The sequence below is a fragment of the Streptomyces sp. NPDC054786 genome, assembly GCF_053611685.1.
In genome coordinates this window covers 75,423-88,580 of the sequence record NZ_JBSHAW010000040.1, presented here as the reverse complement: position 1 = coordinate 88,580, position 13,158 = coordinate 75,423, and the positions used below count along the sequence as shown (strand labels likewise).

Here is a 13,158-nt window from a genome sequence, read left to right as displayed (position 1 = left end):
ACCCTCCCGCCCCGGCGCCCACCCCCCACCCCACACCCTCCCCGGCACCTACGCCCCGCCACCGATATCTACTGTTGCATGGTCGTCGGCGTCCCGGCCCGGTTTCGCGTCCGGCCCGGATAACCTCACCCCATGAGCAGGCCGCCCACCCTCACACTGCCCCCGTGCGCCCGTGCATACCGACTCGACACCGCGCGCGGCGCCTTCGCCGTGCACGACGCCCGGCCCGATGCCGCGCCGATCGGGACCGCCCTGCTGGTGCCCGGATTCACCGGCAGCAAGGAGGACTTCATCGCCCTGCTGTCACCGCTCGCCGCGGCCGGTTTCCGGGCGGTCGCCGTGGACGGGCGCGGGCAGCACGAATCCTTCGGACCTCGCGATGAACGGGCTTATGCGCAAGGGGAGTTGGCCCTAGACGTGCTGGCCCAGGCGCAGGCCCTGCGGGAGCCGGACGGCGGGCCGGTGCATCTGCTGGGGCACTCGCTGGGCGGATTGGTCACCCGGGCCGCCGTGCTGCTCGACGCGGCCCCGTTCCGCTCGCTCACCGTGCTCAGCTCCGGGCCCGCCGCCATCGAGGCGTCCCAGCAGGCCCGGGTGCGGATGCTGATCGAGGCGCTCGGCACGCTCGACATGGAGAGCGTCTGGCGGGCGATGCGCGAACTGGATCCTCCGGAGGCGGCGGACGCGGCGACGCCGCCGGAAATCGGCGCGTTCCTGCACCGTCGTTGGCTGAACACCGTCCCCGAGCAGCTGATCGCGACCGGCCGTCAGATGCTGGCGGAGCCCGACCGGGTGGCGGAGCTGGCCCGTACGGGGCTTGCCACCCATGTCGTGTCCGGGGCCGTCGACTATGCCTGGCCGGTGCCGTCGATGGATGCGATGGCGGAGCGGCTGGCCGCCCGGCGCACCGTCATCGAGGGCGCCGAGCACTCCCCCAACGCCGAACGGCCGGAGAAGACGGCCGAGGCGCTCGCCGGCTTCTGGAGCGGCGTGGGCTGAGCGCCGTCCGGCCGTGGGGACGCAGCGGCGCCGGGCGGTGTGGGCCGAGCGGCCGGTGTCACCAGGACAGCGCCGGGCGGTTCGGCGAGCATCGAGGAAGGCGGGCCCTCACCGGCGCCCGGCCGGCACCGCTTCGTACGAAGGGCTCGACCATGACCGAGAATCCGGCGACTCACCCGGCCGGCGCCGAGAACGACCCCCACGGCATCGCGCTCACCCGGACCTTCGGCGCCCGCCGTGAGCTGGTCTTCGAGGCGTGGACGACGCCCGAGCACTTCGCGTACTGGTTCGGCGGGGAGCTGGCGGTACCGGCCGACCGGATGACGATGGACGTGCGGCCCGGCGGGGTCTGGAGTCTGATCATGCGCACCCCGGACGGCAGCGAGCTGCCGTTCTCCGGCGTCTACCGCGAGGTGGCCGCCCCGGAGCGGCTGGAGTTCACGCTCAAGGACGCCTCCGCGCCGAGCGGCGCCGAGGGCGAGATCGTCCGGGTCACCCTGACTGCTCTCGACGACGGTACGCAGATGGCCTTCCGCCAGCTCGGCGGCAACCTCACCTCCGAGCAGTACCGCCAGGCGGAGGCGGGCTGGGCGAGCTTCTTCGAACGCCTCACGGAGCTGCTGGCGAGGGCCTGAGCGGCCTGCGCGCTCCGGCGCCGCGGGCGCGCCGCGAACAGCCGCGCTCCGTAGGACTCTGCGGGCCCGGCCCGGCCCGGCCCGGCCCGGCCCGCCGACCCGACCATGATCCATCGGACCGGTTCTAGTACTGCGCCTGGACATGGTCCCAGAAGCCGTCCCGCAGGACCCGCCGCAGATCGGCATGGCTGCGCAGGGAGTGCCGCAGCAGCGCCTCCGCGGCGGTCAGGAGTTCCTGGTCGACGGCGCCGGGCAGATACGGATGGCCCGGCAGCAGCCCGGACACCCACTCACGGCCGCGTTCCGACAGCCACTGCGCGGCGATCTGTGCGCCGACGAAGCGGACCTCCTCACGGCTGGGCGCCGGCCCCTCGCCCGCCGTCTGGTCGCTGTATTCGACGCCGACCCGCCGGGTGACGTACGGCTTGCAGAACTCCAGGTCGAAGGTGCGCGCGCTGTCGACCTCCCACAGCAGCGGCTCGGCCTGATTGCGGCCGCCGGAAGCTTCGATGCCCCACAGATGCACCCGCGCGCCATAGCCCTGCGCCGCCTCCACCGCGGAGACCAGGTCCTCGTCGCCGCCGATGAGGACGGCATCGGTGATCGCGCGATGCCGGGCCAGCGACTCCAGGTCCGAACGGATCAGGGAGTCGACGCCCTTCTGCTGGTTGTTGGCGTTGAGGTTGCCGAGCCTGACCTTCACATCGGGCAGCTCGGCGATCCGCTGCTGCTCCTGGGTGTGGATCCGGCGGCGGGCGCCGTCGTACCAGTAGACGCGCAGCAGCCGGCTGTCCGGGAAGATCATCCGAGCCTTGTCGATGAAGGCCTCGATGATCCCTTCGGCATCGAGGTCGAAGGCCTTGCGGTCCTCCGTACCGGCGACCAGCCGCCCCGCCGCGGCGTAGACATAGCCCGCGTCCACGAAGGCCGCGTGGGTGGACGGGGTGGTGGCGACCTCGGCGAGCACCCGGGTGAGCAGCTCGTTGGTGCGCTCGATCCCGGCGGCGAGCGCGGTGAGGTCGGTGGGGCCCGTGGGCCGGACGTCGTTCATACGGGATCCATTGTCCGGGCGGTCAGTACGCGGGCACAACCGCGCTCACCCGTCGTATTTAGGCCGTCGAAATTTTTCTTTAGCGTAGGGAATGATTGCACTGGGCAGGTCGTTGTACCTGTACAGAGCGCTCGGCAGCGACGCCGCGCAGCTCGTGCACCCAAGAGTTCTCCGCAGGAGGATCAGACGAAGGGAGAAGCCGTATGCGCTTCGAGATCATGCGCCTGGACGATGTCGACGGCACCGCCGTGGACAGCACCGTCGTGGACGCCGCCTCCGTCAACCGGATCGTGCAGCAGGCCGCCGCAACGGGCCAGCGCATCTACATCCGCCCGGCCGACACCGCCGCCCGCTAGCACCCACCCCGCCGCCCGACGAAGCGACAGCACCGCCGGCCGAGCACGCGCACGGCCGCACCGCACGAGCGCCCCCGTACGAACACGTCGTACGGGGGCGCTGCGGTGTCCGCGGCCGCCTCTCGGGACCCGGGCCGGCGTCAGGCTCCCTGGATCACCTGCAGCACACCGTTGATGATCTGCTGCACCGCGAGCGCGGAGAGCATCATGCCCGCCAGCCGCGTCACCAGGACCACTCCGCCGTCCTTGATCACACGGATGATCACCAGCGAGAACCGCATCACCAGATACAGCACCACATGGATCGCCGCGATCGCCGTCCAGACGGAGAGCTGTGCGGCGAAGCCGTGCGCATGCTGCACCGCGAGGATCACCGACACGATCGCGCCGGGCCCGGCCAGCAGCGGCATGCCCAGCGGCACCAGCGCCACATTGACGTCCTTGGTCTGGGTCGGCTCCTCCGACTTCCCGGTCAGCAGATCCAGCGCGACCAGCAGAAGCAGCAGCCCGCCCGCGATCATCAGCGCGGGCGTCGAGATGTGCAGCCGCCCCAGGATCTGCCGGCCGAAGAGGCCGAAGACGGCGATGACGCAGAAGGCGACGGTGGCCGCCTGCCAGGCCATCCGGCGCTGCACCTTGGCCGGCCGGCCGGAGGTCAGGCCCAGGAAGATCGGAGTGATACCCGGCGGATCCATGATCACGAAGAGGGTGACGAAGAGCGTACTGAAGACAGCGATGTCGAACACGGTGAAGGCCTTGCGAGAGGTGGTACGGGACGAACGCTCACGGGCGGCGCGCGGGCGCATACCCGTAAGGAAGGACAGGGAGCGGGTGGTCGGCGGGCGACGGCGGACGCGGGGCGGTATCCGCACCGGCCCGGACGGCACCGGACAGGTGTCGGTGAAGGTCCCGGGGAACGGGGCGGGCGCCGCGGCGGCCGGCCGCGCGGGGGCTCAGCCGCCCGTGCCGGGAACGGGGAAGGCGCCGGTCGCGCGGCGCACGATCTCGCCGTAAATCTCGGGATCGGTGGTGTATTCGCCGAGGCGGCAGGTCTTGCGGCTGCCGTGGTAGTCGCTCGATCCGGTGGCCAGCAGACCGAGGTCGGCGGCCAGGCCGCGCAGCCGCGCGCGGGTCGCGTCGTCGTGGTCCATGTGGTCGACCTCGATGCCGTCGAGACCGGCCGCGGCGAGTTCGGCGATCGCGCTCTCCGGTACGCAGGAGCCGCGCTTGACGGCCAGCGGATGCGCGAAGACAGTGACCCCGCCGGCGCCCTTGACCAGCCGGATCGCGTCGAACGGGTCGAGCTCGTGCTTCTGCACGTACGCCCTGCCGTCGTTGGCGAGCCACTCGGAGGTGAAGGCATCCGAGACGGAGCCGACCACGCCCAGGTCGACGAGGGCGGTGGCGATATGCGGCCGCCCCACGGCGCCGTCGCCGGCGATCCGGGCGACCTGCTCCCAGGTGACCGGCACACCGAGCTCGCGCAGCTTGGCGACCATGCCCTGGGCGCGCGGCACCCGGTCGTCCCGCACCAGCTCCCGCTCACGGGCGAGTTCCGGCTCCTCGGGGTCGAAGAGGTAGGCGAGCATATGGAGGCTCACCCCGTCGAGCCGGCAGGAGAGTTCGGCGCCGGTGACCAGCGTCAGCCCCGCGGGCAGCGCGGCGCGCGCCTCGGCATGGCCGCCGACGGTGTCGTGGTCGGTCAGCGCGACGACGTCCAGACCCGCGGACGCGGCGCCTCGCACCAGCTCGGCGGGGGTGTCCGTACCGTCGGACGCCGTGGAGTGGGTGTGCAGATCGATGCGCACGACGCGGACTCCAGACTGCTGCGGGACGGATACGGGACGGGGCCCGGCAGGAACGCCGGGCGGAGGCACACCGTCGGGGGACCTCAGCAGGATACCGGGCGGCCGGTAGCGCCAGGCGCCCGTCGGAGGTGAGTGACGCCACCCCGCCGGCGCCGCGGCCGGCCCTCAGCCCAGAATGCGCGGCGAGATGGCCCCGCACGGCAGCAGATCCACCTCGGCGCCGGCCTCGCGCAGATCCGTCAGCACCAGCTCGTCGTAGAGCAGCAGCCCCGACTGCTCGGGCCAGGCGATCGCCCAGAGCCACAGCCCGCGCGCCTCGCCCGCGAAGACCGCACGGTCAGCGGGCGCATCGTCGACGTGCCACAACGCGGTCGGGCGGCCGGCGGCGAGCACCTTGGCGTGCGGCGGTTTGTCCACGCACATATGGGGGCCGGGGTCGGGGCCGTCGATTCCGGCATAGCGCGCGCCGAGTCCGACGCCCAGTTCCTCGGCGATCAGCAGCAGTTCGCCGGGCCCGCCGAGCGGGCCGGGGCCGGTGCAGGCCACGGCGGTCGCGCGGCCGCCGCTGCGGTCGTCGCCGGCACAGGCCACGCCCGTGAACAGCCAGCCGACCGGCAGCGGCCAGGGCATCCATACGGGGACCTGTGCGCGGTGCACGACAACGCCGAGCGCCTCGACGCTCGGCGGGACGACGGGCTGGAGTGGATGCACGGTGCCGTGCAGCGCGCACTGCCAGGTGTCGGAGAAGAGACCGGGCGCCCTTACCCGGCCTCCGCACTTCGGGCAACTGGGTTCGCCCCTCATAGGCATCCACGGTCCTCCAGCCCCGCCGTCGCGTCAAGGACGATCACCCGACCGGTGTGCCCCGAATCACGTACGCCGCCGCGCATTTGACCGCTTCCCCCGGCCCGCCCCGCCCCACCGGAAAGTAGTTGCCACTTGCACTCTTTAGCGTACCTAACTTATTATGTGTAAACGTCAACGATCTCGGTGGTCCAGCGGGGCCACGGAACAGGGATACGCAACCGGCAACGGAAGGGGAACCGCGGCATGAGCGGCACGAAGAGCAGCGGCCACGGCAGCGGCGCGGACGATCCGTTCGAGGAGGGCGGCATGTCCATCCTCCGCCAGCCGAAGGCCGTATGGGCCACGGCGGGCGCCTCGGTCGTGGCCTTCATGGGCATCGGCCTCGTCGACCCGATCCTCCCCTCGATCGCCCGGGGCCTGCACGCCACCAACAGTCAGGTCTCCCTCCTCTTCACCTCCTACTTCCTGATCACCGCCGTCGCGATGCTCGTCACCGGCTTCGTCTCCAGCCGCATCGGCGGCCGTAAGACGCTGCTGGCGGGCCTGGCACTGGTGGTGGTCTTCGCCGCGCTCTCCGGCATGTCGGGGTCGGTCGGCGAACTCGTCGGCTTCCGTGCCGGGTGGGGACTGGGCAACGCCCTGTTCGTGTCCACGTCGCTGGCGGTCATCGTGGGCGCCGCGGCCGGCGGCAGCGCGGCGGCGATCCTGCTCTACGAGTCCGCACTGGGGCTCGGCATGGCCTGCGGCCCGCTGCTCGGCGCGGTCCTCGGCGACATGAAGTGGCGCTATCCGTTCTTCGGCACCGCCGCCCTGATGGCCATCGGGTTCCTCGCCATCACGGCCTTCCTCAAGGAGCAGCCCAGGCCCGCCCGGAAGACCTCACTCCTCGACCCGGTCAAGGCGCTCGGCCACGGCGGGCTGGCCTCCGCCGCCGTCGCCGCGTTCTTCTACAACTACGCGTTCTTCACGGTGCTGGCCTTCACCCCGTTCGTGCTGAACATGTCGCCGTACAAGTCCGGTGGCGTCTTCTTCGCCTGGGGTGTGCTGCTCGCGGTGTTCTCGGTGCTCGTGGCGCCCCGGCTGCAGCACCGCTTCGGCTCGCTGAAGGTGCTGGGCGGCTCGTTGCTGCTGCTCGCCGCCGACCTGCTCGTGCTGGGCTACGGCGACCACACCACCGCCATCGTCTGCACGGTCCTCTCCGGCGCCTTCATCGGCCTGAACAACACCGTCTTCACCGAGCTGGCGCTGGGCGTCTCGGACGCACCGCGCCCGGTGGCGAGCGCCGGTTACAACTTCGTGCGGTGGTTCGCCGCGGCGGCCGCACCGTTCCTCGCGCCGAAGATCGAGGAGTGGACCGACATCCATGTCCCGTTCGTGGTCGCGGCGGTCGCGGCGGCGATCGGCGCGGGCATCGTCGCCGTCCGGCGCCGGGTACTGACCACCGAGGCCGAGGCGCTGGAGCCGCAGCACGCCACGGAGGACGGGGTCACGGTCTTCGCCAGCTGACGGGGACCGGGCACCTCACCCCCGTCCGTCCGACTGCCTGCCTGCCTGCGCAGGGAAACTGACGCCGCGTCCGCCCTCCCGCCCGGAGGGGGACGCGGCGCGCGGCTCAGTCGAGCGGGACGCCCGTACGCAGCGGGTCGCGCAGGTCCGTACCGTGCTCCAGCCACCGCTTCTCCAGGGCCTCGGCACCGTGCACCCGCTTCCAGGCGGCCTCGTTGGGCGTCATCGGCAGCAGCGGCAGAAAGCGGACCGGCTCCCTCGGCTCGTCGAGTTCGAGGTCCTCGACGAGCCCCCCGGGCGAGGCGACCAGAACCGAGGTGAAAGCCGCCTCCGGCCACAGCGGCTCCCCCACGTCCAGCGAGGCTCCGGGAGCCACGACCACCCCCTCGACCTGCGGCGACGCGGCGAGCACGGCCAGCGGCCTGAGCACCTTGTCGCTCTCCACGCGACCGGCCCGTACGGACAGCAGGAGTTCGGCACGCGGGCCGCGCAGGGGGTCGGCCAGCACCGCGGTGGGATCAGCCATGGGCTGCGCGGACATCCCGAGCGTGGCGTAACGCACCACCCCGTTGTCCACGAAGCGGAGGACCTCGATACGGTCGGTGCCGAGGAACGTGACGGCGGCGCGCGCGTCCGGCTCGCCCAGGGTCGTCCGCAACCGGGCCTCGACCAGCTCAAGAACGTCAGACATGCCGTGAGCATAGGCCGGGCCCTGCGCCCGGCCGTCACCGCTCCACGAGCTGCTCCGCAGCGCCCCCGTTATTCGTATCGAACGGGCAAAGCGGCGCCGTAACGCTTCAGGCGGCTGATAGCCTTGCCGTCTGGTCAGGGAATGACGTCGTCCCCCAACGGGGACCGGCCGGAGGAGGTGGGGCTGCGGTGGATCCGAGTCGACCGTGCAGTACCGATAGTTCTCCTGTCATCCCCTTCGCGCAGCGAATCTCCTGATCCGAGAGCTTCCGTACCCCGCCGCCCAGCGGCGAAACCAGGGAAGCACCTTTGCGCCGGATGTAGATGACGGAAGAGCGCCTTCGACTCTTTGTTCCGTGTTTTCTGCGAACTGCCGTCAGTGTCCCCGCACGGAGCGCCGCCCGCTTTGCGGACGTACAGCCGATGACGCCTTGTACGTCCACGTTCCGGGCAGCGTTGCGCCCCGCGCTCGCAGCTGACGGCCGGCCCGTGAAGGAGCCTGCCATGTCGATGATCCGTGACCTGCGTGCCGCCGTCCGTCCGTCCCGGCGCCGCGACGGCACCCCGTACCACTACGAGAAGTCCGCCCCGGTCTGCACGAACAGCGCCATCGTCGACTGCGGCGTATACCGCGAGGGCCGCCGGGTGAGCGAGCACGTCACCCCGGCCGAGGCGATGGCCGGGGCGCGGGCCGAGGGCGGCTTCGCCTGGATCGGGCTGCACGAGCCCACCGAGGCCGAATTCGCCGGTATCGCCCAGGAGTTCGGGCTGCACCCGCTCGCCGTCGAGGACGCCGTGCACGCGCACCAGCGGCCCAAGCTGGAGCGCTACGACGAGACCCTGTTCACCGTCTTCAAGACGGTGCACTACGTGGAGCACACCGAGCTGACCGCCACCAGTGAGGTGGTGGAGACCGGCGAGGTGATGTGCTTCACCGGCCGGGACTTCATCGTGACCGTGCGGCACGGCGGCCAGGGCTCGCTGCGCGCGCTGCGGCACCGGCTGCAGGACGACCCGGAGCTGCTGGCCAAGGGGCCGTCCGCGGTGCTGCACGCCATCGCCGACCAGGTCGTCGACGGCTATATGGCGGTGGCCGGTGCGGTCCAGGACGACATCGACGAGGTGGAGATCGACGTCTTCAGCTCGGGCACCAACGGCAAGGGCAACGGCGGCAAGGGCTCCCCCAAGGGCGGCGACGCCGGGCGGATCTACCAACTCAAGCGTGAGGTACTGGAGTTCAAGCGCGCGGTGTCGCCGCTGCTGCGGCCGATGCAGCTGCTGAGCGAGCGCCCCATGCGGCTGGTCGACTCCGACATCCAGAAGTACTTCCGGGACGTCGCCGACCACCTGGCGCGGGTCAACGAGCAGGTGCTGTCCTTCGACGATCTGCTCAACTCCATCCTGCAGGCCAACCTCGCGCAGGCGGCCGTCGCGCAGAACGAGGACATGCGCAAGATCACGGCGTGGGCGGCGATCTTCGCCGTCCCGACGATGATCGCCGGGATCTACGGCATGAACTTCGACTACATGCCCGAGCTGCACTGGAAGTTCGGCTATCCGGCCATGATGATGGTGACGGTCGCCATCTGCTTCGGCATCCACCGCGGATTCAAGCGCAACGGATGGCTGTGACCCGGACCCCGCCACCTCCGGCTCCGCCGCATCTCAGCGCCTGGGCGGCCCCGGACCGACCGGGCCGGGGCCATTAGGCTGGGCCGTATGACGGAGACCGTGTCGCAGGCCCTGCAGGATCGGGCGCTCATCGAAGAGGCCACGAAGAAATCCGGCCTCATCTGGGTGCGGGGGAACGCCGGCCCGGCCCGTGCGCTGTGGCATCTGTGGCACGACGGAGCCGCCTGCCTCGTCGGGGACGGTACCGGCGAACAGCCGCTGGCCGACCTCGGGCTCACCGACGGCGGTACGGCGACGGTCACCGTACGCAGCAAGGACAAGGGCGGCCGGCTGATCAGCTGGCAGGCCAGGGTCGTCGAGCCGGCGCCGGAGAGCGAGGCCTGGCGGGCCGCCGTCGACGAGCTGAAGGGCAAACGCCTCAACGCACCGGACGCCGACACCCTCACGGAGCGCTGGGCGCGCGAGTGCCGGGTGCTGCGGCTGGAGCCGACCGGGGAGGCGGAGCAGCGCCCCGGCCGGATGCCGGAGGACTCGCACGCCGCACCGCCGCTGGAGACCTCCGCGATCACCCGGCGTCCCGCCCCGGCCGCGTTGCCGAAGCTGCTGCTGCGGCGGCGGGGGCGGGGGCGTAAGAGCTGAGGCACGGGGCGTGCGGGCCGGGCCCTGAGGGCGACCGGAGGGGCGAGGCCCGGCGAGCGGCCGGGCCGCGGTCCGTTCCCGGTTCTCAGCCCTTGCCGGAGATCTTGGCTCCGTAGTCCACGACCTGGTCCTTGGCCGGGGCCTTGAGGTCCACACTCCGGCCCCAGTCGGCCAGCCGGACGACCCCCGCGCCACCGGCGCGATGCAGCCGCAGCGGGTAGGGCCTGCCCTCCAGCGAGACGTCCAGGGTGCCGCCGGAGCCCGCGCCGGCGGCCACCCGGATGGTGCGGGCCCCGTCGATGTCGCTGCGGTCACCGGTCGTCAGTTTGCCGTGCAGCCCGAGCAGGCCGGCGAGCAGCGTGTCCTTGTCGGTGAAGCCGCTGAAGCGCTTGTAGACCGGGTCGCCGGCGGGCACCTTGACGTATTTGCCGCCGAGCTTGTCCGCCGCCTGGTTGGGCCGGCCCGAGGCACCGCTCTTCTCGCCGGCCCAGAAGGCCGCGTTCGCCTTCAGATAGAGCGCATCGCCGACCCGCAGCAGCTGGAAGGCGGCCGCCTTCGTGGTCAGCTCCCCCTTCGCGCCGTCCTTCGCCAGACGCATGTCGAGCTTGTAGGTGCGGCCCTGGCTGACGACATTGCCGGAGAGGTGCACCGTGTCGGCGTGCTCGGCCGCGGCCCGCGCCTTGGACTCGATCTTCGCGGCGGGCAGCTTCCCCACGCCGTTGGTGCCGGCATCCGGGTCCCCACTGCCCCCGCAGCCGGTCAGCGCCACGGCCAGTGCCGCACAGGCCGCCCCCACGAGCGCAGCCCGTCCCGTACGGCGGGTTCCGGCCAGGGGGAGGGGGCCGGCCCCCGGGGCGATGGCGCTCACGTCGGCTCTGCCTCCTGATGCGGGTGACCTCGACAGCAGTACGGCAGCGTACCTGGACCACGCACGGTCTTCGGCGGGGTGTGTGGCGGTCACCCTACGGCCTCCTCCACCGGGGCGGCGCAGGCCGGGGCACGTTAGCCTGAACCCGAATTGATGCCTTATTTCGGGGCTGAACGGGAGAAAGGGTGGCACTCTGCATGGCAGTGGTGACTCCCCGGGTCTTTGTCTCCCATCTCGCCGGCGTCGCCGTCTTCGACCCCAACGGCGACCAGGTCGGCCGACTGCGGGATCTCGTCGCGCTGCTGCGGGTCGGCGACCGCCCGCCGCGGATACTCGGGGTGGTCGTCGAGGTGATCAGCAGGCGCCGGATCTTCGTGCCCATGACGCGGGTGACCGGGGTGGAGTCCGGCCAGATCATCATCACCGGCGTGGTCAATATGCGGCGCTTCGAGCAGCGGACGTCCGAGACGCTGGTGCTCGGGGAGCTGCTCGACCGGCGGGTGCAGCTGGTGGAGACCGGTGAGGAGGTCACCGTCCTCGACATCGGCATCACCCAGCTGCCGGCCCGCCGCGACTGGGAAATCGACAAGGTCTTCGTACGCAAGGGCAAGGGCGGGGCGCTGCGCCGGAGAATCCTGCGGCGCGAAGCGCCTCCTGCGAAGGGCGGTGTCGGGAGGCGGGCGGGCGAGACGCTGACCGTGGAGTGGTCGGCGGTGACCGGATTCTCGCTGGAGGAGCACGGGCAGGGCGCGGAGAGCCTGCTCGCCACCTTCGAACAGCTGCGGCCCGCCGACCTCGCCGGCGTACTGCACCATCTGTCCGCCAAGCGGCGCGCAGAGGTCGCCGCGGCGCTCGACGACGACCGGCTGGCCGATGTCCTGGAGGAGCTGCCGGAGGACGACCAGGTCGAGATCATCGGCAAGCTGAAGGACGAGCGGGCCGCTGACGTCCTGGAGGCGATGGACCCGGACGACGCCGCCGATCTGCTCTCCGAGCTGCCGGAGGAGGAGAAGGAACGGCTGCTGGCGCTGATGCGGCCGGAGGAGGCCGCCGATGTGCGGCGGCTGATGTCGTACGAGGAGCGCACCGCGGGCGGGCTGATGACCACCGAGCCGATCGTGCTGCGCCCGGACGCGACCGTCGCCGATGCGCTGGCGCGGGTGCGCGACCCGGACCTGTCCCCCGCACTGGCCGCCCAGGTCTATGTCTGCCGGCCGCCGGACGAGACACCCACCGGCAAGTATCTGGGCCTGGTGCACTTCCAACGGCTGCTGCGCGACCCGCCGTTCACCCTCGTCAGCTCGATCGCCGACACCGATCTGCCGGCCCTGCCGCCGGACACCCCACTGCCGGAGGTGACCAGCTATCTGGCCGCGTACAACATGGTCGCCGCCCCGGTCGTGGACGAGAGCGGGGCCCTGCTGGGCGCCGTCACCGTCGACGACGTGCTGGACCATCTGCTGCCGGACGACTGGCGGGAGGACGGGCTGCACGGCTCGGCCGAGGCCGGTCTGAACGGCGACAGCCGCCTCGGGGAGCGTACGGATGGGCGCTGAGGAGCGGGAGAGCGGCAGGGAGCGGTCGCGGGCGAACGGGGCCTCGGCGATGCGCCGGGGGCCCGTGGACCGGCCGCGGGTCCGCCTCGACCAGCCGCGCGCACCGCGCCGTACGTTCCTGCCGGAGTACGACCCGGAGGCGTTCGGGCGGCTTTCGGAGAAGATCGCCCGCTTCCTGGGGACCGGCCGCTTCATCGTCTGGATGACCGTCACCATCATCCTGTGGGTCATCTGGAACACCACGGCCCCCAGTGGCCTGAGGTTCGATCAGTACCCGTTCATCTTTCTGACGCTGGCGCTGTCGCTTCAGGCGTCGTACGCCGCGCCGCTGATCCTACTGGCGCAGAACCGCCAGGACGACCGCGACCGGGTCACCCACGAGCAGGACCGCAAGCAGAACGAGCGCTCCATCGCCGATACCGAGTATCTGACCCGGGAGATCGCGGCGCTGCGGCTCGGCCTGGGAGAGGTCGCCACCCGCGACTGGATCCGCTCCGAGCTCCAGGACCTGCTGAGGGATTTGGAGCTGCCGCGGCCCGTCGGCGCGGAGAGTGATGAACGCGACCGCTGACGGGCTTTCCGGAGGCACCCTCACGCGCCGTACCATCGGG

At 71.5% G+C, this 13,158-nt stretch carries 14 protein-coding genes; 8 read left to right on the top strand and 6 right to left on the bottom strand.

Annotated elements, in window-relative coordinates; genetic code table 11:
• Positions 1-132 precede the first annotated feature (132 nt).
• Positions 133-999 (top strand): alpha/beta fold hydrolase, encoded by an 867-nt coding sequence (locus ACWGI6_RS29580; RefSeq protein WP_453270340.1) that lies wholly within the window; start codon positions 133-135, stop codon positions 997-999.
• Positions 1,000-1,151: 152 nt separating this feature from the next.
• Entirely contained in the window at positions 1,152-1,634 is a 483-nt protein-coding gene (locus ACWGI6_RS29575; protein ID WP_453270339.1) for an SRPBCC family protein, read from the top strand.
• Positions 1,635-1,758: 124 nt separating this feature from the next.
• On the opposite strand, the gene ACWGI6_RS29570 is transcribed toward ACWGI6_RS29575, so the two are convergent.
• Entirely contained in the window at positions 1,759-2,685 is a 927-nt protein-coding gene (locus ACWGI6_RS29570) for an NYN domain-containing protein (protein WP_453270338.1), read from the bottom strand.
• A 203-nt stretch (positions 2,686-2,888) separates the two neighbouring features.
• On the opposite strand from ACWGI6_RS29570, the gene ACWGI6_RS29565 reads away from it, so the two are divergent.
• Positions 2,889-3,041 (top strand): hypothetical protein, encoded by a 153-nt coding sequence (locus tag ACWGI6_RS29565; protein ID WP_093485054.1) that lies wholly within the window; start codon positions 2,889-2,891, stop codon positions 3,039-3,041.
• A 140-nt stretch (positions 3,042-3,181) separates the two neighbouring features.
• Here ACWGI6_RS29565 and ACWGI6_RS29560 read toward each other — a convergent pair whose 3' ends face one another.
• The 3 genes from ACWGI6_RS29560 to ACWGI6_RS29550 all read right to left on the bottom strand — a co-directional run bounded on the left by ACWGI6_RS29560 (position 3,182) and on the right by ACWGI6_RS29550 (position 5,653).
• Positions 3,182-3,787, bottom strand: coding sequence for a MarC family protein (locus tag ACWGI6_RS29560; RefSeq protein ID WP_129294305.1), 606 nt, complete (start codon positions 3,785-3,787; stop codon positions 3,182-3,184).
• 207 nt (positions 3,788-3,994) lie between these two features.
• Entirely contained in the window at positions 3,995-4,849 is an 855-nt protein-coding gene (locus ACWGI6_RS29555; RefSeq protein WP_453270337.1) for a PHP domain-containing protein, read from the bottom strand.
• Positions 4,850-5,014: 165 nt separating this feature from the next.
• Positions 5,015-5,653 carry a DUF6758 family protein gene (locus tag ACWGI6_RS29550; protein WP_392373975.1) on the bottom strand — a complete coding sequence of 213 codons (639 nt, stop codon included), beginning with the start codon at positions 5,651-5,653 and terminating at the stop codon, positions 5,015-5,017.
• A gap of 309 nt (positions 5,654-5,962) precedes the next feature.
• Between ACWGI6_RS29550 and ACWGI6_RS29545 the strand changes: the two genes are divergently transcribed.
• Positions 5,963-7,162, top strand: coding sequence for an MFS transporter (locus ACWGI6_RS29545; RefSeq protein WP_453270342.1), 1,200 nt, complete (start codon positions 5,963-5,965; stop codon positions 7,160-7,162).
• A 106-nt stretch (positions 7,163-7,268) separates the two neighbouring features.
• Here the strand turns inward: ACWGI6_RS29545 and ACWGI6_RS29540 are convergent, their stop codons facing one another.
• Positions 7,269-7,853 (bottom strand): suppressor of fused domain protein, encoded by a 585-nt coding sequence (locus tag ACWGI6_RS29540; protein WP_393906892.1) that lies wholly within the window; start codon positions 7,851-7,853, stop codon positions 7,269-7,271.
• Between the two features lie 503 nt (positions 7,854-8,356).
• On the opposite strand from ACWGI6_RS29540, the gene ACWGI6_RS29535 reads away from it, so the two are divergent.
• Together ACWGI6_RS29535 and ACWGI6_RS29530 are read left to right on the top strand one after the other, a co-directional pair.
• Positions 8,357-9,484, top strand: a complete 1,128-nt coding sequence (locus ACWGI6_RS29535) for a magnesium and cobalt transport protein CorA (RefSeq protein WP_393906891.1) — start codon at positions 8,357-8,359, stop codon at positions 9,482-9,484.
• A gap of 87 nt (positions 9,485-9,571) precedes the next feature.
• The gene (locus ACWGI6_RS29530; RefSeq protein WP_453270336.1) at positions 9,572-10,123 is read left to right on the top strand and encodes a hypothetical protein; all 552 of its coding nucleotides are present in this window, start codon (positions 9,572-9,574) and stop codon (positions 10,121-10,123) included.
• Positions 10,124-10,208: 85 nt separating this feature from the next.
• Here the strand turns inward: ACWGI6_RS29530 and ACWGI6_RS29525 are convergent, their stop codons facing one another.
• Entirely contained in the window at positions 10,209-10,991 is a 783-nt protein-coding gene (locus ACWGI6_RS29525; protein ID WP_453270335.1) for a hypothetical protein, read from the bottom strand.
• 197 nt (positions 10,992-11,188) lie between these two features.
• On the opposite strand from ACWGI6_RS29525, the gene ACWGI6_RS29520 reads away from it, so the two are divergent.
• Positions 11,189-12,547, top strand: coding sequence for a magnesium transporter MgtE N-terminal domain-containing protein (locus ACWGI6_RS29520; protein WP_453270334.1), 1,359 nt, complete (start codon positions 11,189-11,191; stop codon positions 12,545-12,547).
• The gene (locus tag ACWGI6_RS29515) at positions 12,537-13,118 is read left to right on the top strand and encodes a DUF1003 domain-containing protein (protein WP_453270333.1); all 582 of its coding nucleotides are present in this window, start codon (positions 12,537-12,539) and stop codon (positions 13,116-13,118) included. Before ACWGI6_RS29520 ends, ACWGI6_RS29515 begins: the two co-directional genes overlap by 11 nt.
• Positions 13,119-13,158: the final 40 nt, after the last annotated feature.